Consider the following 20,090-nt stretch of genomic DNA (forward strand, 5'->3'; position numbering starts at 1 on the left):
GCGATTGTCACACTCTATCCGATTTTACATAAACTACACTATAACCGTGACAGACACCTAAGGCTTCATGAGCGAGTGAGGAACGAAGACCGGCCGACTTCGTCCAACCGCTTATGAATGAAATGTTGGAACTGCATTTTTGTTAGTCCTTTCATTTCGCCCTACGTTCTGTGAAGGAGGTTTTCCCATGCAGAAGTTAATAGCCGACTTACAGGCATCAAATATTGGCGAGATAAGAACGAATGAGCGACTAGCTCCCTACACAACGTGGAAAATCGGCGGTCCGGCTGATTGCTTGATTATTCCTGGGTCCAAAGAGCAGGTTGCGGCTGCCATCAAATTTCTCCATGAGCGTGGCGAACCTTGGACCATTATTGGTCGGGGCTCCAACTTGCTTATCCGAGATAAAGGTATTCGAGGCGTTGTGATTAAGCTAGGTCATGCGCTGGATACACTTCGCTTTGAGGGTGCAACGGTCTACGCAGGTGGCTCCTATTCGTTTATTAAATTGTCCGTACTCGCAGCCAAAGAAGGTTTGACCGGACTGGAGTTTGCTTCAGGGATCCCCGGTACTGTGGGAGGCGCCGTCTACATGAATGCAGGGGCTCACGGGTCCGATGTGTCACGCATACTCAAGCAGGCTGAAGTCATCCTGGATACAGGGGAATTGGTCGTCATGCAGGCAGATGATTTAAAATATGCTTATCGACATTCTATTTTGCACACATTGCCTGGCATTGTAACAGAGGCTGTATTTGAACTACAGGCTGGAGACCGCAACGAAATCGCAGGGGCCATGGCCGCTTACCGAGATCGGCGACTCCGCACGCAACCGCTCCAATTAGCTTGCGCAGGAAGCGTATTCCGCAACCCCGAAGGGGGATTCGCAGCGAAGCTCATCGAAGAAGCAGGCCTGAAAGGCAAACGTGTCGGTGGAGCAGAAATCTCGATGCTTCACGCCAATTTCATTGTTAACACTGGAGAAGCTACAGCCGAGGACGTTCTTACCCTTATCAACGAAGTACAGCTGATCGTAGAGCAAACCTACGGAATCAAGCTAGTACCTGAGGTTCTGGTAATGGGTGAGAGGTAAATCGGAGGTGGAATTTTGGAGAAGCTCGTTATCGAAGGTGGAAGACCTCTTACGGGAGCCATCCAGATACACGGCGCTAAAAACGCCGCATTACCCATATTAGCTGCCTGCCTACTTGCAAGTGGCACGCACACTTTACACAATGTTCCTAATCTGCTCGATATCGACACCATGCTGAACATTCTACGTTCACTAGGATGTCGAGCCGAGCAGCAAGGAGATACGGTAACCGTCACAACATCCACAGTTCATTCCTCCCACATCCCCGAAGAATTGATGGGTCAGATGCGCTCTTCCATCTTTCTCATGGGTCCACTTATCGCCAGATTCGGCAGTGTCACCGTGTATCAGCCAGGTGGCTGCGCAATCGGTGAACGTAAAATCGATTTGCACCTCAAAGGATTACAGGCTCTTGGAGCCGAAATAGAAGAATTCGCGAATAGAATCGTCTGTACGGCAGGAAACTTGCAGGGTAATGAAATCTTCTTGGACTTTCCAAGCGTAGGGGCAACAGAGAATATTATGATGGCTGCCGTGAAAGCGGAGGGCATCACAACGATTTATAACGCTGCCCGTGAACCTGAGATACAGGACTTGCAAAATTTCTTGAACGCCATGGGTGCTGACATTATTGGTGCAGGTACAGACACCATTACCATTCGCGGCGTAGCAACGCTTACGCCTTGCACGTATCGGATCATTCCGGATCGTATTGTGGCGGGTACTTTTTTAGTCGCTGCTGCGGTTACGAAAGGGAATGTGACATTGGAAAGAGTCAATCCTGCTCATTTAACCTCGGTCATTCATGTGCTTAAGCGTGCAGGTGTTCAAATCATCGCAGACGGTGATATAATACATGTAAGCTGCAAGGCGAGGCCTAAGGCAGTTGAACGTATCGTGACATCGCCTCATCCATCTTTCCCGACAGACTTACAATCACAAGTTATGGTGCTTCTATCTCTAGCAGATGGTCTCAGTGTAATGAAAGAAACGATATTTGAAGGTAGATTTAAGCACGTGGATGAACTGTCCCGGATGGGTGCGGATATTCGCGTAGATATGAATGCAGCTTTTATCCGTGGGGTGCCAAGGTTATACGGGGCCACGGTGGAAGCGACGGATTTGCGAGCTGGTGCTGCTCTGGTTATCGCCGGTTTAGCTGCGCATGGCACAACGATCGTCGAGCAAATTCATCACATTGATAGAGGCTATGATAGGATTGAAAATATGCTAGTCAGACTCGGGGCCTCTGTACTTCGTCAAGCTCCAGTTCCAAGTGAGTAATAGTTGGCGTGACAATCGCGTATCCCTTCCTGCGAGCAGGAGGGGATTCACGATTTTATTCCTTTTCCTACAGTCATAAATATAAATAGGTGGTGCCCCTCTTGTCCGAAGATAACAAAGTACCGACGCTGCCTGTCCCTAAGCCGCGAACGCGTACGAATCGGAAGTTGCTCTCGTTTTTAATCATTTTTTTCATCACGGTGCTCATTATTTTATTTTTCCAGTCATCTCTCAGTCGAATTAGTCGTATTGAGGTTGAAGGAAATGTGCTGTTAGCCTCCGAAGTAATAGGACAAGCTAGTCAAGTTGCCGTGGGTGACCGCTTTTTTGCCGTGAGCTCCAAGACGATCGGACAGCGGATATCTAAGGTGCCAATGATCAAGAGTGCCTCAGTGAAGAAGATGTTTCCTGGTTTAATCCACATTCAGGTGGAGGAATATCCCAAAGTAGCTTTTCAAATTGCCCCTGACGGGAAAAAGCAAGCCGTGCTCGCAGATGGCGGCGTCATTCAACTGCCGGCTGGAAGCGACGTGCCACTCGATATGCCGATTCTTACCGGATGGGATGATAAGGATCCAAACAAGGCGGCGCTGTGCAAGGTGCTTGGGCAAATCCCGCAAAGTGCTTTATCCGATGTCTCGGAGATTAAGCCGGATCCATCTGAATCGTACCCAGACAAGATTAAAATTTACACGCGTACACAATTCGAGGTCCATACTACAATTGCCTATCTGCCAGATAAGATTGACAATTTACCTGGTTATATAGCTGGTTTAGGAGAGGATCACATCACTAACGGAATTATCACGATGCTGGAAGCGGAATATCACACACCGTTTGCAACCAATGGAGAGTCCAAAACCGATACCAAAGCTGATGGCAAAACAGACCCTAAGAATACGCCAAAAGCGACGCCGAAACCGTAATATCTGCAACGGTGCGGTGTTACTCACAAAAAAACATAGATGAGACTACTCAATCACTGAAAAAAATGTTAAAATTAGTTTTATGGTTAAATAGGCTCTATCTGCTTACTCAATTTTTTCTAGTATTTACTAGACTAGTACGTTTGCATTTCACGACAAGATGAAGAGAAATTTATGCTGGTTTCTAGTTGATAGGAAAGTATTGGTTTTATACTTTTGCTTTGCATCAACCTTGACAAACTCGCTCGTCTTATGGACGGCGAAGTTGTTTATCCTGGAATGCAAAAAAAATGTAGAAAAAAGAGGGAATATGGCGGTTGTGTGGAATACCTATAACAGCATTTATGAAGAAAATGAAATTTTACCTAAGTTACAGGAGGTGCCAGGGGCTTGAGCAACAATGATATCATTGTTAGTTTAGACATCGGTACATCCAAAGTTCGAGCTATTATTGGGGAAGTTGTTAACGGAACCATTAATATAATAGGAGTGGGATCTGCCGAGTCAGAGGGTATTCGTAAAGGCGCAATCGTTGATATCGATCAAACTGTGCATTCCATTCGCAGTGCCATTGATCATGCTGAACGAATGGTCGGTATTCAAATTTCCGAGGTTTATGTAGGCATTTCAGGAAATCATATTTCTCTTCAATCTAGTCACGGTGTTGTTGCTGTTTCCAATGAAGATAGGGAAATCGGAGAAGAAGATATTGATCGCGTCATTCAAGCGGCTAGAGTCATCGCATTACCTCCCGAACGTGAAATTGTTGGAGTGGTACCTAAGCAATATTTGGTTGATGGACAAGAAGGTATAAATGATCCACGCGGTATGATCGGTGTTCGCTTGGAAGTGGAAGCGACGATTATTACCGGAGCGAAAACGGGCATACATAATTTAATCCGAGTTGTGGAAAAATCCGAACTGAAGGTTGCTGGGCTTATTTTAATGTCGCTCGCATCTGGCAATTTGGCTCTTTCCAAAGATGAGAAATCTGTAGGTACCGTATTGGTAGATATCGGTGCCGGTGCAACGACCATTGCCGTGTTTGACGAAGGTAATCTAATCGCAACATCAACGATTCAAATCGGTGGCGAGTATATCAGCAATGATATTTCTATTGGACTACATACGCAGCTGGAAATCGCGGAGAAAATCAAGCTGAAATATGGCTGTGCATCCGTAGAAGATTCCGCGCCTGATCAAGTGTTTAAAGTGACCAGAATGGGCAGCAATGTTGAAAAAGAGTTCACTCAAGTTGATCTTGCGAATATCGTTGAGCCGCGCGTCGAAGAAATTTTCCAAATGATTCGCGCTGAAGTTCATCGTTTAGGATATGGTAACCTTGCAGGTGGTTATGTACTTACAGGCGGTACCGTTTGTATGCCAGGCATGCTAGCGATTGCACAATCCGAATTAGCCACTTCCGTTCGAATTGCCGTTCCTGATTTCATCGGGGTGCGCGATCCGTCCTACACAAGTGGTGTTGGTATTATTCAATTCGTCTCCAAATACATGAAGAATCGAAATACAGGTTTCGCCAAGAAACTGGCAACCAAGACTACCAAAAAATCCTCCTCCGATAGTCAAAAGCCAGGTTGGGTTGAACGAGTTAAAAATTTCTTCAGTGAATTTATTTAGTGAATGTTAAGTTAGGGGGATATGGCTCATATGTTTGAATTTGATATGGATTTAGACCAATTGGCTCAAATTAAAGTCATTGGTGTTGGTGGCGGCGGTAGCAATGCAGTTAACCGCATGATTGAAAACGGTGTTAAAGGTGTAGAGTTTATTACCGTGAACACGGATGCACAGGCGCTTCACTTGGCCAAGTCCGTTCATAAATTGCAAATTGGCGATAAATTGACCCGCGGTCTTGGCGCAGGTGCGAATCCTGAAGTCGGGAAAAAAGCAGCAGAAGAGTCAAGGGAGACGATTCTGAATACGCTTCGCGGCGCTGATATGGTGTTTGTAACAGCAGGTATGGGCGGCGGAACTGGTACAGGAGCTGCTCCAGTTATTGCTGAAATTGCGAAAGAGGTAGGCGCACTTACAGTTGGTGTTGTGACGCGACCGTTTACTTTTGAAGGACGTAAGCGTTCTTTACAAGCTGAGCAAGGAATTGCAGCTCTCAAAGAGAAAGTAGATACGCTTATCATTATCCCGAACGATCGTCTTCTTGAGATCGTTGACAAAAAAACACCGATGCTGGAAGCTTTCCGTGAAGCGGATAATGTTCTTCGTCAAGGTGTACAAGGGATTTCAGATTTAATCGCAGTACCTGGTCTAATCAACTTGGACTTTGCAGATGTCAAAACGATTATGACTGAGCGCGGATCGGCCCTTATGGGGATTGGTGTTGCAACAGGTGAGAATCGCGCGGCGGAAGCAGCGAAGAAAGCGATCTCGAGTCCATTGCTGGAAACATCCATCGAAGGCGCAAGGGGCGTCTTGATGAATATTACAGGTGGTATGAACCTTAGCTTGTACGAAGTGAATGAAGCTGCTGATATCGTAGCCTCTGCTTCGGATATCGAGGTTAATATGATTTTCGGTGCTGTTATTGACGAGAAGTTGAAAGACGAAATCCTAGTTACGGTCATCGCAACAGGATTCGAACATAAACAAGCGCCTATTCATCAGTCTATCAAACGTCCGGTTACATCAAGCCAGCCAGAAACGGCAGCGCCTGACAGTCGTCTGAACAATCTCAAACCTTTTGGCGCACAGCCATCCAATGATCAATTAGATATTCCGACTTTCCTGCGTAACCGCGGACGGAATACTGACAAATAATTACACAATACCTGTCTAGAGACCGAAGCCCTACATCATGTAGATGCTTCGGTTTTTTGTTGTTCTACAAGGATTTCACAGCTGGACAAGGCCGCATCAACTGACAAAAAAAGTAGATTCCTACTAGCAAGTTTAGACAGACTTTGAACTTTGAATCCCATATACTGATTTAGAAGCAGAAAGTTTCGTCACAAAATTGCTAGATAGTGTCCGTCTTGGAGGTGAGGCATGGTTTGGTTGTCTATGCGGATCTCATCTTCCTACTGAACTTTCTGGTGGATGCAGTCATTCTTGTTGTTACGGCAAAAACGCGAAAAATAGCGTTCAATTGGTGGAGAATCGCGCTTTCTGCTGCATTAGGTGCTTCTTATGTGGTCATGATGTTTTTGCCAGTTCCCACGATGCTTTTTACATTTTCTGTGAAATGTATGTTTTGTACGGGTATGATTATGACCGCTTTTGGCTACGGTTCCTTACAAAATTTATTGCGGAACATGGGGACGTTTCTACTTATCAATTTCGCTGTTGCCGGTGGGCTGTTCGGCATTCATTATGTGCTAGCGTCATCCTCCGATGTGATGAAAGGAATCGTATTCGCACAATCGGGCGTGGCTGTCTTTCAATTTCAAATTGGAAGTATCCTGTTTGTAGTTTTGCTGCTGCTTCCTCTTATCTGGTGGTTTCGAACCGTATTTCAAAGTACGAAGCAGCGTGAGGTTATGACAACGTATTTGGCTGAGGTGACGATTTATGTAGGGGACTTCACCGCCACCTGCAAAGGCCTCATCGATACGGGAAATCAATTGTATGACCCATTGACGCGCACGCCGGTTATGGTCATGGAGGTTGCGGAGTGGGGAGAGGTGCTTCCAGCACAATGGTTGCAAAGGATCCGATCGGCCGATGTGGATCAAATCATTAGTGGTATTGGTGTGGAGGAGTTTGTTTGGCAAGATCGTTTGCGTCTAGTTCCTTATCGTGGTGTTAATCGAAATACCCAATTCATGCTCGCTATTAAACCCGATAAGGTGGTGATCACTCATAATGATTCGCACTTGGAAGCAACGAAGGTACTCATCGGTCTCGACGGAGGAAAGCTATGCAGCGATGGCTCCTATCAAGCCATTATCCATCCAGCATTAATATCGGCTGGGTAACACAGCCCATGCTTACTATGACAGTTTTGCTATGGCAAAACTCAGATTACGCTTACGAAGAAAGTTTTGCCACAGCAAAACTCTTAGGAGGAAACTAACATGTTCTTGAAGTGGAAACTGCTTTTTCAACTAGCGTATTATCGTATTTTGATGTTCTTTGGTCTCAAAGGTGAGGAAATCTATTACATTGGTGGTAGTGAAGCATTGCCACCGCCGCTTACGCGTGAGGAAGAAGAATATTTATTGGAAAAGTTACCATCTGGGGACGCGGCTATCCGAGCGATGCTGATTGAACGAAACCTGAGATTGGTTGTCTATATAGCGAGAAAATTCGAGAATACAGGCATTAATATTGAGGATTTGGTTTCGATCGGAGCCATCGGTCTTATCAAAGCGGTTAATACTTTCGACCCGGAGAAGAAAATTAAGCTGGCCACCTACGCTTCTCGGTGTATTGAGAATGAAATTCTGATGTACTTGCGCAGAAATAGTAAAATCCGCACGGAAGTTTCGTTTGACGAACCGTTGAATATTGACTGGGACGGCAATGAGCTGCTTTTATCCGATGTATTGGGCACAGAAAACGATACGATTTATCGGAATATCGAAGAGCAGGTTGATCGTAAGCTTCTTCATAAAGCGCTGGATAAGCTGAGTGAACGTGAGCGTATTATTATGGAGCTTCGCTTTGGACTGCAGGATGGGGAAGAAAAGACGCAAAAAGACGTCGCAGATCTCTTGGGCATCTCGCAATCGTATATCTCCAGATTGGAAAAACGGATCATTAAGCGGCTGCGCAAAGAGTTTAACAAGATGGTCTAAAAATTTTTTTTGGCAGGAAATGTCGAAATTGTTCAGCAGTCACGGGAGGGAGCAACTCGGTACCCTTTTGTCAAGTGGCTGGATGGGGGTTAAGGCAGGAATAAATCGACCGCTCACGGGGATAATTAACAGTAATGTTTCTCCTTGGGAGGTAATCACGGTGACCCGAAATAAAGTTGAGATATGTGGAGTTGACACCGCCAAACTGCCTGTGCTGACCAATGCAGAGATGCGTGAGTTGTTCACTGACCTGCAAACTAAACAAGAACGAACTGCAAGAGAGAAATTGGTCAATGGCAACTTGAGGTTGGTACTGAGTGTGATTCAACGGTTCAACAATCGTGGAGAGTATGTGGACGATCTCTTCCAAGTTGGCTGTATTGGTTTGATGAAAGCCATTGATAACTTTGATTTAAGTCAAAATGTCAAATTCTCGACCTATGCTGTACCGATGATTATAGGTGAGATACGCCGCTACTTACGAGATAATAACCCGATTCGCGTTTCTCGTTCCTTGAGAGATATTGCTTACAAAGCACTACAAGTTAGAGACAGTCTGACGAATCAAAACTCGAGAGAGCCTTCTATTTACGAAATTTCTGAGGCGCTGAATGTACCGAAAGAAGATGTCGTGTTCGCACTCGATGCGATTCAAGATCCCGTATCCTTATTTGAGCCCATTTATCATGATGGGGGCGATCCCATCTATGTGATGGACCAAATTAGTGATGAGCGCAATAAGGACATGTCTTGGATCGAGGGTATCGCCTTGCGAGAAGCGATGCATAAGCTAAACGCAAGAGAGAAGATGATCCTATCCATGCGCTTTTTTGAAGGAAAAACGCAGATGGAAGTGGCAGATGAGATTGGCATTTCGCAAGCTCAGGTCTCAAGGCTGGAGAAATCCGCAATTAGTCAGATGCAGAAGCATGTCAAATCCTAATCGTAATTAACAAAGACTGGATCGGCCTTGGTAGACAAGCCGTGAAGGTCTTTTTTCACGTATCAGGACATTTTGCCCAGTACACACATATACTAATAAAAAATCGGTACAAATTCTAATGAGATATGTGGTGATAGGCCTCATGAAAATATCTGATTTCCAGACGAAGGACGTAATTAATATTGTGGACGGCAAGAAGCTTGGACAAATCAGTGATTTGGAGCTTGACCTGCGCCAAGGACGAATCGAGTCTATTGTTGTGCCGAATTCGAGCCGGTTTTTCGGATTGTTCGGAACGGGCACCGATGTTATCATTCCTTGGAAGCATATCGTGAAAATAGGTGCTGATGTTGTGCTCGTGAAGCTGGAAGATGTTCGGCCGTACCGTCAAACGGATGACACCACCGAAGGGGTCTATGAGTTTAATCGTCAGTTTCGAAACTGATGATGATTGACACACGACAGATGATCAGCTGTCCTCGTGTGTCTTTTTATTTTGTGCTAAAGTAGAGATAGTAAAGACGGGATGGAGGAAAATGGCAGTGGAACCATTTGTCATGCAATCACAAGAATCAACGGAGGATCAGCCGATCCTTTTAAACATAGCCTCATGGCTCTCAGCTTTCCCAGAAATAACAGCGGGCTTCACTTCTCGCTTAGGTGGCGTAAGCCAATCGCCTTTTACCTCACTGAATTGCGGTCTACATGTGAATGATAACGCGGCCGATGTCGTACGTAATCGTGAGCGCATTGCAGACGCCTTAGGACAGTCATTTACTTCCTTTACGTATGCAGAGCAGGTTCACGGGAAAGACATCGCTATCGTCAACCTAAATGAGCAAGGCATGGGGCGGGATAGCAGGGAATCAGCGCTGCAAGCGACGGACGGATTTATTACAAAGGAGAAAGGCATCGTGCTCTGCGCACAATTTGCGGATTGTGTTCCTTTGTATTTCTATGATCCAGTTCAGCGAGTAGTTGGCCTTGCACATGCGGGTTGGAAGGGAACCGTGTTAAACATTTCCATGGCTACAATATCCTTAATGACGCATACTTTTGGTAGTCAGCCCTCGGATATTCGTGCTGCAATCGGTCCCTCGATTGGGGCGTGCTGCTATGAGGTCGATGAAACGGTTGCATCGCGCGTAAGGCAAGTGCTTGAAAATACGCCAATGTCACCTGAGGAACATCATGCTATAATCACTCCTAAGGGCAATCATAAGTATATGTTGAATTTGCAACTATTGAATCGAAAATTGATCGAGCAAGCAGGAATTTTGTCGTCCCATATCGAAGTAACTCAGTTATGTACGAGTTGCCGAACAGATATCTTCTTTTCACATCGAAAAGAGGGGGGTTCCACAGGTCGAATGGTTGCTTGGATCGGTCTGCGCCCGAACGAAAACGGCATGGTGTCTGAAATTGAGGTGTAGGGAAAATGAGCGTTTTGGAACGCAAACATGAGGTTGAAGCACGGATTGCGGAAGTATGCAGACAATCTGGCAGGGAAAAGAATGACATTAAGATCATTGCGGTAACGAAATATGTATCTTTAGAAACGACTGAACAAGTGCTCGATACAGGTTTGCTGCATATTGGTGAGAATCGTTGGCAAGATGTGAAGCCGAAGTGGGAAGCCTTGCACGAACGGGGAACTTGGCACTTTCTAGGTCATTTGCAGACGAACAAGGTGAAGGATGTCATAGGCAAATTTGCTTACATTCACTCCCTAGATCGGATGTCGCTTGCTAAGGAATTGGACAAGCAGGCTGCTGGATTAGGCATCGAGGTCAATTGTTTTTTGCAAGTGAATGTATCCGGTGAAGCTACCAAATATGGTGTCTCGCCGAGTGAGTTTTTCCAATTTGCTGAGGAAGTTAGTAAGCTTTCACATATTCGTGTTTGTGGATTGATGACCATGGCTCCTTATGAGCTGGAATCCGAAGAAACGAGACCTGTTTTTCGCGGGTTACGAGAACTGCGGGATCAATTAAATGAGCGCAAATTGTTTCCTTACGAAGTGAAAGAGTTATCGATGGGCATGTCAGGCGACTTTGATGTGGCGATTGAAGAAGGTGCAACTTGGGTGCGCTTAGGTACTGTTTTGGTAGGTAAAGAAGGCTAAGCGAAGCGTTAGGAACTTCGATTCCTGCTTATGATTTTGTTAGGAGGGAACCATGATGGGTGTGTATAACCGGTTTATGAATTTTCTGGGTCTCCAGGAAGAAGAAGAAATTGTAGAGCGCGAACGGATTGTTGAAACAACGGAAGAACCTGAAACCAATCCTTACGAATTACGTAGTAAAAATAAGGCGAATGTCGTTAGTATCCACTCTCAGAAAAATTCACGCGTAGTCCTAAGTGAACCTCGCACCTATGAGGAAACACAGGATATTGCAGACCATCTACGGGCTCGTAGAGCTGTCGTTGTGAATTTACAGCGAGTTCGAAGCGATCAAGCTATCCGAATCGTCGATTTCTTGAGTGGTACGGTATACGCATTGAATGGGTCTATCTCTAAGCTTGGACCGAATATCTTTCTCTGTACACCAGATTCGGTAGATATTCATGGCCACATTTCCGAAATGATGGGCGAGGAATAGACGCATATCCCCAAACATAGAGACAGAGGTGGAAAACTACGTGGATAACGTTTACTCTTTTTTAAGCGTTGTAACAGAAATTTATTATTTCATGATTATTGGTTATTTGATTTTATCCTGGTTTCCGAATGCACGTGGCAGTTTTATCGGTGGACTGCTCTCCAAGCTTGTGGAACCGTATTTAGCGCCATTCCGCAAAATTATCCCAAGTATCGGTTTCATTGACCTGTCACCAATCGTGGCATTGATCGCATTGAAATTCGTCGTGATGGGGATTTTCGCGGTTCTTGATTTCATCGTGGGGATTTTCTAGTCTTGACGAAAGAAATCTATGGACATTTTCATCCAGACGAGCATCATTTCGTAGACAAGGCCTGGGATTGGGTGGAGAGAGCTGCTGAACAGCATGCTGTGAAATTAACCGATTTCCTCGATCCCAGACAAGCGTTTATTCTAAACTCGCTCGTAAACCGACATCCGGATGTGCATTGCCGTTTCGATGGCGGTTATGAGGCGGCAGAACGTAGACGAGCTTTGATTGCCCCAGATTATCGGAATTTGGAAGGCGAAGACATGGCGATGGCTGTGTTAGCGGTTTCCTCTGGGGATGGCAAATTTCTAACCTTAGAGCACGGAGATTACATGGGCGCCATTCTTGGACTCGGCATGAAGCGGGACAAGATTGGCGATATTCATGTTATAGAGGGCGGCTGCCATTGCCTAGTAACTCAGGATGCAGCTGACTATTTGCATTTGAATTTGTCGCAAGTACATCGCGTGCATGTACAAACGGAGTTGCTCCCGTTGGATAAGCTGGAGCTTGCGCAGGTCCAATTGGACGAGCTTCATTTGTCCGTCGCCTCCATGCGGATGGACGGTATTGTAAGCGATGTATTTCGGCTTAGTCGAGCTAAAGTTTTGCTTCCGATCCAGGCTGGCCGTTGCCGCGTGAACTGGAAGCTGGAGGAAGATCCGAGTAAGCCATTGAAAGAAGGGGACATGATCTCCTTGCAGGGTTTTGGCAGATTTAAAGTGCTTGAAGTGGAAGGCGTATCGAAAAAAGGGCGAATTCGTGTGAAGATCGGCAAGTTTGCATAATCGTGGATAATTTATCCACGAACTTTGCAGGAATTACTGATTTTCTGTCGAACTGAACTGTATAGACATGGGTCTAGGCTAGCTTGTAGACAAGCTCAGCTTATTCTTACGAAGTCAGTTTTGCTGCGCAAAACGCTAAGGAGGGGCACTGATGCCATTAACACCGCTAGATATACATAATAAAGAGTTTTCACGTTCGTTTCGTGGCTATGATGAAGATCAAGTGAATGAATTCCTGGATCAAGTCATCAAGGATTATGAAGCACTTATTCGTGAAAATAAGGACTTGCAGAATCAAGCGTTGGCCTTGCAAGAGCGTTTGGATCATTTCACGCATATTGAGGAATCGCTGAGCAAGACGATCATTGTGGCGCAAGAAGCTGCGGATGAAGTCAGAACCAATTCGAAGAAAGAAGCGCAATTGATTCTGAAGGAAGCGGAGAAAAATGCGGATCGCATTATTAACGAATCCTTGACGCGCTCACGTAAAGTTGCGCTTGAAATTGAAGAGTTGAAGAAGCAAGCATCGATCTACCGTACACGTTTTCGGACATTGCTTGAAGCTCAACTTGAATTGTTGAACACAGAAGGCTGGCAAAGTATGCAGTTTGAAACTGCTGAAGAGAAGTAATAGGGCTAAAGGCAGTTCTAATATTGACTATGCTTGCCAGATTGGGTATACTCCTGTTAAATGTATCGCAATAAAGCTATGACTGGAACGAGTAGGACGTTATGAGCAGTGTCAGCGAATTAGGGTTTTGGTGTGAGCCTAATCTCTGCAGCGTACCGAATATCCCCCAGGAGCGTCTCTTGAAGTGAGTAGGGAGAAACGGGTCATGCCGTTACACATGATCGAGTGAAGAAGCTCTGTTCGACTCGCCGTAAGGCGTGTGTTCATGATGCTTTTTAACGAGGGTGGTACCGCGAGTTGAGTTTCTCGTCCCTTTTTGGGGATGAGAGGCTTTTTTTGTTTTTTAGATTGAAGTAGGGATGGAGTGGAAAGCATGGATTATGGTAAAACATTAAATCTATTACAAACAGAATTTCCGATGAGAGGTAATTTGCCTCAAGCGGAGCCGAAAATGCAAGAACATTGGGAAGCAGAAGACATCTATGCCAAAGTACAAGAAAGCCGTAAAGGGAGAACGAAGTTTATTTTACACGACGGGCCTCCTTATGCGAATGGAGATATTCATATCGGTCACGCACTGAACAAAGTGCTGAAGGATATTATCGTACGTTTCAAAACGCTGCAAGGCTTCGACGCGCCTTACGTCCCAGGTTGGGATACGCATGGTTTGCCGATCGAGCAAGTTATTACGAACAGCGGTAAAGTGGATCGCAAGAAAATGACCGTTCCTGAGTTCCGTGAATATTGCAAGGAGTACGCGCTGCAATCGGTTGAGAAACAGAAGAGCCAGTTCCAACGCTTAGGTATTCGCGGAGATTGGAAAAACCCGTACATCACGTTGCAGCCTGGTTATGAAGCACAGCAAATTCGTGTATTCGGCACGATGGTGCAGAAGGGCTTCGTTTACAAAGGATTGAAGCCTGTTTACTGGTCCCCGTCCTCTGAGAGCGCATTAGCTGAAGCGGAAATCGAGTACAAAGAGAAAACTTCAACGTCTCTTTACGTGGCATTCCCTGTGAAAGACGGTAAAGGCAAGCTTCCAGAAGATGCAGCTATCGTCATTTGGACAACGACTGCTTGGACGCTTCCGGCGAACTTGGGTATTTCTGTACACCCAGAATTCGAGTATGCGGTAGTTCAAGCTAATAGTAAGAAATATGTGCTGGCACAAGGACTTCTGGCCACAGCAGCCAAAGAAATCGGTTGGAGCGAATACGAAGTATTGTCCACGGTGAAAGGCAGCGAGTTGGAATTTGTTACTTGCCAACATCCGTTCTACGATCGGGAATCCCTTGTCATGGTTGGCGAGCACGTAACGTTAGAAGCGGGTACAGGTTGCGTACATACAGCTCCTGGACACGGGGAAGACGACTTCGCGATCGGACAACGTTATAACATCGGCGTGTTGTGTCCTGTAGACGATCAAGGTCATTTTACAGCGGAAGCACCTGGTTATGAAGGTTTGTTCTACGAAAAAGGCGGCAAGCTCATCATTGAGAAGCTGCAAGAGTCTGGTCTTTTGCTAAAAGCTGCTGACATTCAGCATCAATATGCGCACGACTGGCGTACGAAAAAGCCTGTTATTTATCGTGCTACAGAGCAATGGTTCGCTTCGATTGATAAGTTCAGACAAGAAATGCTGGATGAAATCAAGCAAGTGAAATGGACGCCAGAGTGGGGCGAAGTTCGCTTGCACAACATGATTGCTGATCGTGGAGATTGGTGTATTTCCAGACAGCGCGCATGGGGCGTTCCGATCCCGATTTTCTATTGCCGCAGCTGTAATGAGCCGCTTGTCAACGAGCAAACCATTGAACATGTAGCACAGTTGTTTGAGCAAGAAGGCTCCAATGCATGGTTTATCAAAGAAGAGAAGGATTTGCTGCCGCACGGTACAGCTTGTTCCAAATGTGGACATGGTGAGTTCCGTAAGGAAACTGACATCATGGACGTATGGTTTGACTCCGGCTCCAGTCATGTGGCTGTTCTTGAATCCCGTCCAGAACTTCAATGGCCAGCGGATTTGTATTTGGAAGGCTCTGACCAATATCGTGGTTGGTTCAATTCATCCCTAATCACAGGTGTAGCAACAAGAGAGAAATCGCCGTACAAAGGCATTCTAAGTCATGGCTTTACGTTGGATGGAGAAGGGCGCAAAATGTCCAAATCCATTGGTAACACGATTGACCCGAATGTCGTTTGCGGCAAATTAGGCGCAGATATTCTTCGCCTATGGGTTTCCTCCGTGGATTATCAATCCGATCACCGGATTTCGGACAATATTTTGAACCAAACGACAGAGGTTTATCGTAAAATTCGTAACACGATGCGCTTCCTGCTTGGTAACTTGAGCCAGTTCAATCCGGCTACTGATCGTGTTGCCTACGAGAATTTATCAGAGCTTGATCGCTATGTGTTGATTCGTTTGAACCGTATGGTTGAGAAGGTTATCAAAGCTTATGAAGCTTATGAGTTCCACGTTGTGTATCAAACGATTCACCATTTCTGCGCAGTGGAAATGAGCTCCTTCTATTTGGACATCATTAAGGATCGTCTTTATGCGAATGCAGCTGAGGATCCAGCTCGTAAAGCTTCACAAACAGTGCTCTATGCAGCACTTACTGCGATTACGAAATTGATCTCGCCAATTCTGCCACATACAGCGGATGAGGTTTGGAAGTACATTCCAGGGGTTGAGCTAAGCAGTGTTCAGTTTGCGGAGCTGCCAGAGGTTGAGGCGAATGTATACAATGAGAAATTGGAAAATAAATGGAATTCCTTCTTGGAAGTCCGCGATGATGTGCTTAAAGCGTTAGAAGAAGCGCGTAAGGAGAAAGTCATTGGTAATTCCCTAGGGGCAGCGGTGAATTTGTATCCGAACGAAGCGATGTTTGCTTTGTTGACGCAATTCGAGCAATTGGATCAGTTGTTCATCGTATCAGCTGTTAACCTACACCCAGTAGGCACTTCAGTACCTGAAGGCGCACTTCAGTCCAAAGATGTAGCGATTGCAATTGCGGTTGCAGACGGTGAAAAATGCGAGCGCTGCTGGATAGTAACGCCAGAGGTTGGGCACAGTAAAGAGCATCCAACACTCTGTGTGAGATGTAACGATGTAGTGACTGCTCATTATCACGAGTAGAGGAACCAAACGAGCTTGCGCTTAGTGCGAAGCTCGTTTGTCCTGTTTTTAATCAGGCTATTCGCTACTCATCCAAATCGGCCGATTTCTCGGGTTCAAGGAAGGGATCGCCTTCATCGCTATGCATATAATCGTTGTAGGCTTTACTTCTTACGATGGTCACATGTTCACCATATAGATCTGTGGCTACAAAGCTTTCAAAAGACTCTACATAGCCTTCGAGCTCATCGGCTTCGACGTACATGTCGTTGTAGCTTTCAACCTGATTACTTTCAGCGAAAGCGGGAGAGTTCGACGTTCCCCAGCTTTCTACAATTTGCCATGCATCTTCACCATCAAATTCGGTTTCGTCGTTTCGTTCATCGAAGCTCGTTCGACCAAAAGGCGGATAAAGCACCTGCTCTTCAACTGGACGCCGGAAAGATTGTTCTGGATCTGGCACATGGTCTATGCTGTATAAAGTGGTAGGAATCGCTTGTAGTCGTTCGTACGGAATCGGTTGATGGCTAAATACACAAACGCCGTATTCTCCTTTTTCCATGCGGTCCAAGGCTTCATTCACTTGCTGTAAATGCATTTCCGCGTGTTCATTAAGCGAAATATCTTTGGCTCGTTCAAAAACCTCAGACCCCACATCGCCGGGATGATTATCGTACATCGAGAGCTCGCCTATGGAATCTGAGAAAGAATTCGCGAGTCCGAAATGATCGTTCGAGGCAAAATGCTTCTCAAGTGCAACCTTTTCCTCCAACAGTTGTACATATAACGTTTGTAATTGTTCATCGGTTAAATGGCTCATAGGTGTACAGCTCCCTTCTTACAGCTCATTCCTACCGTTTATAATGCCGATAGACAGCTTTTTTTAGTGAGGTAATTCCTTGAAAAATAGGAATGAACAAGCCTTAACATTGTAGGAGGTACACTTAGATGAAATATTTGAAATATTACTTGTATGCACTTCTTGCATTCATCCTTGATCAAGTTACCAAATGGATCATCGTGAAAAAGGTTCCGCTCGGCGTGGAACACTCTGTCATTGGCGAGTTTTTCATGATTACATCCCACCGTAACCGCGGTGCTGCTTTCGGCATTTTACAAAATCAGCGTTGGTTTTTCATCATCGTCACCATTGCCGTTCTTTGCGGCATTGTTTGGTACATGCAGCGTACGATTCGTGAAGGCAAGGTGTTTTTACCTTCTGCATTGTGTTTACTTTTAGGAGGAGCACTCGGCAACTTCGTTGACCGCGCTTTATTCGCAGAAGTTGTGGATTTCTTCCAGTTCACATTTGATTTCAACTTTTTTGGCAAAGAGGTTTATTACATTTTCCCAATTTTCAATGTAGCTGATTCCTGTATCGTAGTCGGGGTTATCCTCATATTTATCGAGTCGCTGCTGGCATCACGAAAAGAGAACAAAGGAGCAACACATGAACACAAACCAGACCTTACCTGAGTCAGGGTCCCAAGAGCCTATTGAATGGACGGTTGAAAATCAATTTGGCGGCGAACGGATCGACAAATTTATTACAGAGGCGTTGGAAGAAGATATTTCACGAACGCTTGTCCAGCAATGGGTCAAAGATGGTCACGTTAAGGTGAATGGGAAAGCGGTAAAGCCCAATTATAAATTATCCGTGAATGATATGATTGCAGTCGTAATACCGGAGCCACAGGGCGTTGAATTGTTGGCGGAAAACATTCCTTTGAATGTCGTGTATGAAGATAGCGATGTCATCGTGATTAATAAGCAGCGAGGTCTCGTTGTTCATCCGGCGCCAGGGCATTATTCAGGCACTTTAGTGAATGCACTGATGTACCATTGCAAAGACTTATCCGGCATTAATGGCGAATTGCGTCCTGGTATTGTACACCGAATTGATAAGGACACTTCAGGCCTAATTATGTCAGCTAAAAATGATAAAGCGCATGCGAGCTTAGCGGAGCAACTGAAGGCTCATACTGTGAACCGTAAATATATCGCGTTGGTACACGGTCATATTCAGCATGATCAAGGAACCATCGATGCGCCGATTGGCCGCGACTCACATGATCGCAAGATGTATACCGTTACGGAGAAAAATAGCAAGACCGCAGTGACACATTTTGCAGTCATGGAACGTTTCGGGGACTTCACATTGGTCGAGTTGAAGTTGGAAACCGGCCGTACGCACCAAATTCGCGTGCATATGAAGTTCATCGGGCACCCGCTAGTTGGAGATCCGATGTATGGCAAAAGCAAAGGCATGTTGATGGACGGGCAAGCGCTGCATGCGGCGATTCTCGGCTTTAAACATCCACGGACAGGGGAATGGCTGCAGTTTGAAGCGCCGATTCCACCCGATATGGAAAACCTGATACAAACGATACGGACAACATAGTTCTTGTTCAACTGGAGAGAGGAGAGCTGCATGTGTTGGATCATCTGATTAACCCGCAAGTGAAAGATATTCAAATTTCCGGTATTCGCAAAATCTCGAACCTCGTCAGCACAATTCCTGGTGCATTGACGTTAACGATTGGACAGCCTGATTTCCCGACACCGCGGCATATTATTGAGGCTGGGCAACGGGCTTTGGATCAAAATAAAACGGTCTACACACAAAACCCTGGACTCTTGGAATTGCGTGAGGCTGTGTCTAACTTCGTAAAGGTAAAGTATGGACAGACCTATCGCGCGGCGGACGAAATTATCGTAACGGCTGGCGCGAGCGAGGCTGTGGATATTACGCTGCGAACGATTTTGACACCAGGCGCTGAGGTGATTATTCCAGCCCCTATCTATCCTGGCTATGAGCCGTTAATCCGGCTTGCAGGCGGTGTGCCTGTCTATGTTGATACGAGAGAGAATGGCTTGAAGCTGACAGCTGATCTGTTGGCGCCATACCTAACTGAAAAGACGCGCTGCGTGATTCTATGCTATCCGTCGAATCCGACAGGTCAGGTGTTGACCGAGCAGGAGATAGCCGATTTAGCTGAGCTTTTGGCGGATCGGGAGTTATTCATTTTGTCCGATGAAATCTATAGCGAGCTTGTTTATGGGGTTCGTCACCGCTCAATTGCAACTGTAGGCAATTTGCGTGAAAAGACCATCGTGATTAACGGTTTGTCCAAATCACATGCGATGACGGGCTGGCGTATCGGCTTTACGCTGGCACCTGCTTACCTCACAGAGCACATGGTGAAGGTACACCAGTATAACGTTACCTGCGCTAGCTCTGTAAGCCAATACGCGGCTCTAGAGGCGCTGACGGTAGGGCTTGATGATGCGCTTCCGATGCGTGAGGCTTATGTAGCGCGCAGGGACTATGTATACGATCGTTTGATTGCCATGGGATTTGAACTAGAAAAGCCGGACGGCGCCTTCTACCTGTTCCCATCAATTGCGAAATTCGGCTTATCATCGCAAGAGTTTGCGATGAGGCTGCTGCAGGAGGAACACGTCGCCGTCGTGCCTGGAGATGCCTTCACCTCGTACGGGGAAGGGTATATCCGTATATCTTACGCCTATGCACAGGACGTTTTGGAGCAGTCGTTGGATCGGCTTCAGCGGTTTGTAGGCAAGCTGTAAAGAAGGGACCATCGCTGGTGACAGCGGT

General features: G+C 45.9%; 20 protein-coding genes and 1 other annotated feature. Of the genes, 19 read left to right on the forward strand and 1 reads right to left on the reverse strand.

What is annotated here, in order from left to right; all coding sequences use genetic code 11:
* The first annotated feature begins 187 nt into the window (after window positions 1–187).
* The 16 genes from murB (at window position 188) to ileS (ending at window position 16,492) form a co-directional block, all read left to right on the forward strand.
* The gene (murB, locus tag AC58UX_RS17965; RefSeq protein WP_497255136.1) at window positions 188–1,093 is read left to right on the forward strand and encodes a UDP-N-acetylmuramate dehydrogenase; all 906 of its coding nucleotides are present in this window, start codon (window positions 188–190) and stop codon (window positions 1,091–1,093) included.
* Between the two features lie 15 nt (window positions 1,094–1,108).
* Window positions 1,109–2,377, forward strand: a complete 1,269-nt coding sequence (murA, locus tag AC58UX_RS17970) for a UDP-N-acetylglucosamine 1-carboxyvinyltransferase (protein ID WP_497255138.1) — start codon at window positions 1,109–1,111, stop codon at window positions 2,375–2,377.
* A gap of 101 nt (window positions 2,378–2,478) precedes the next feature.
* Window positions 2,479–3,303 carry a cell division protein FtsQ/DivIB gene (locus AC58UX_RS17975; protein ID WP_497255140.1) on the forward strand — a complete coding sequence of 275 codons (825 nt, stop codon included), beginning with the start codon at window positions 2,479–2,481 and terminating at the stop codon, window positions 3,301–3,303.
* Between the two features lie 390 nt (window positions 3,304–3,693).
* Window positions 3,694–4,941, forward strand: coding sequence for a cell division protein FtsA (gene ftsA / locus AC58UX_RS17980; RefSeq protein WP_497255142.1), 1,248 nt, complete (start codon window positions 3,694–3,696; stop codon window positions 4,939–4,941).
* A gap of 30 nt (window positions 4,942–4,971) precedes the next feature.
* On the forward strand, window positions 4,972–6,096 hold the full coding sequence (gene ftsZ / locus AC58UX_RS17985; protein ID WP_497255144.1) for a cell division protein FtsZ: 1,125 nt from the start codon (window positions 4,972–4,974) through the stop codon (window positions 6,094–6,096).
* A 206-nt stretch (window positions 6,097–6,302) separates the two neighbouring features.
* Entirely contained in the window at window positions 6,303–7,253 is a 951-nt protein-coding gene (gene spoIIGA / locus AC58UX_RS17990; protein ID WP_497255146.1) for a sigma-E processing peptidase SpoIIGA, read from the forward strand.
* Between the two features lie 99 nt (window positions 7,254–7,352).
* Entirely contained in the window at window positions 7,353–8,075 is a 723-nt protein-coding gene (sigE, locus tag AC58UX_RS17995; RefSeq protein ID WP_497255148.1) for an RNA polymerase sporulation sigma factor SigE, read from the forward strand.
* Between the two features lie 160 nt (window positions 8,076–8,235).
* Window positions 8,236–9,018, forward strand: coding sequence for an RNA polymerase sporulation sigma factor SigG (gene sigG / locus AC58UX_RS18000; RefSeq protein WP_497255150.1), 783 nt, complete (start codon window positions 8,236–8,238; stop codon window positions 9,016–9,018).
* A 142-nt stretch (window positions 9,019–9,160) separates the two neighbouring features.
* Window positions 9,161–9,463: a YlmC/YmxH family sporulation protein gene (locus tag AC58UX_RS18005; RefSeq protein WP_497255152.1), complete on the forward strand. Its 303-nt coding sequence runs from the start codon at window positions 9,161–9,163 to the stop codon at window positions 9,461–9,463.
* Window positions 9,464–9,575: 112 nt separating this feature from the next.
* Window positions 9,576–10,451 (forward strand): peptidoglycan editing factor PgeF, encoded by an 876-nt coding sequence (pgeF, locus tag AC58UX_RS18010; RefSeq protein WP_497255154.1) that lies wholly within the window; start codon window positions 9,576–9,578, stop codon window positions 10,449–10,451.
* A gap of 5 nt (window positions 10,452–10,456) precedes the next feature.
* Window positions 10,457–11,143 carry a YggS family pyridoxal phosphate-dependent enzyme gene (locus AC58UX_RS18015; RefSeq protein ID WP_497255156.1) on the forward strand — a complete coding sequence of 229 codons (687 nt, stop codon included), beginning with the start codon at window positions 10,457–10,459 and terminating at the stop codon, window positions 11,141–11,143.
* Window positions 11,144–11,198: 55 nt separating this feature from the next.
* Window positions 11,199–11,621, forward strand: coding sequence for a cell division protein SepF (locus tag AC58UX_RS18020; protein WP_497255158.1), 423 nt, complete (start codon window positions 11,199–11,201; stop codon window positions 11,619–11,621).
* A 40-nt stretch (window positions 11,622–11,661) separates the two neighbouring features.
* The gene (locus AC58UX_RS18025) at window positions 11,662–11,934 is read left to right on the forward strand and encodes a YggT family protein (protein WP_497255160.1); all 273 of its coding nucleotides are present in this window, start codon (window positions 11,662–11,664) and stop codon (window positions 11,932–11,934) included.
* A gap of 2 nt (window positions 11,935–11,936) precedes the next feature.
* Complete coding sequence (locus AC58UX_RS18030) at window positions 11,937–12,719, forward strand: YlmH family RNA-binding protein (RefSeq protein ID WP_497255162.1); 783 nt, start codon at window positions 11,937–11,939, stop codon at window positions 12,717–12,719.
* Between the two features lie 151 nt (window positions 12,720–12,870).
* Window positions 12,871–13,350: a DivIVA domain-containing protein gene (locus AC58UX_RS18035; protein ID WP_497255164.1), complete on the forward strand. Its 480-nt coding sequence runs from the start codon at window positions 12,871–12,873 to the stop codon at window positions 13,348–13,350.
* 69 nt (window positions 13,351–13,419) lie between these two features.
* Window positions 13,420–13,667 (forward strand) — a binding site (T-box leader).
* A 56-nt stretch (window positions 13,668–13,723) separates the two neighbouring features.
* Window positions 13,724–16,492, forward strand: a complete 2,769-nt coding sequence (ileS, locus tag AC58UX_RS18040) for an isoleucine--tRNA ligase (protein WP_497255166.1) — start codon at window positions 13,724–13,726, stop codon at window positions 16,490–16,492.
* A gap of 64 nt (window positions 16,493–16,556) precedes the next feature.
* On the opposite strand, the gene AC58UX_RS18045 is transcribed toward ileS, so the two are convergent.
* Window positions 16,557–17,291, reverse strand: coding sequence for a TraR/DksA C4-type zinc finger protein (locus tag AC58UX_RS18045; RefSeq protein WP_497255168.1), 735 nt, complete (start codon window positions 17,289–17,291; stop codon window positions 16,557–16,559).
* 128 nt (window positions 17,292–17,419) lie between these two features.
* On the opposite strand from AC58UX_RS18045, the gene lspA reads away from it, so the two are divergent.
* From lspA to AC58UX_RS18060, 3 genes are read left to right on the forward strand one after another with little or no spacing between them, the layout of a single operon-like run.
* Complete coding sequence (lspA, locus tag AC58UX_RS18050) at window positions 17,420–17,947, forward strand: signal peptidase II (protein WP_497255170.1); 528 nt, start codon at window positions 17,420–17,422, stop codon at window positions 17,945–17,947.
* Window positions 17,922–18,872 (forward strand): RluA family pseudouridine synthase, encoded by a 951-nt coding sequence (locus AC58UX_RS18055; RefSeq protein ID WP_497255172.1) that lies wholly within the window; start codon window positions 17,922–17,924, stop codon window positions 18,870–18,872. The genes lspA and AC58UX_RS18055 overlap by 26 nt, the downstream gene beginning before the upstream one ends.
* A gap of 35 nt (window positions 18,873–18,907) precedes the next feature.
* Window positions 18,908–20,062 (forward strand): aminotransferase A, encoded by a 1,155-nt coding sequence (locus tag AC58UX_RS18060; protein WP_497255940.1) that lies wholly within the window; start codon window positions 18,908–18,910, stop codon window positions 20,060–20,062.
* Window positions 20,063–20,090 lie beyond the last annotated feature (28 nt).

The organism is Paenibacillus sp. J22P90 (assembly GCF_059692195.1).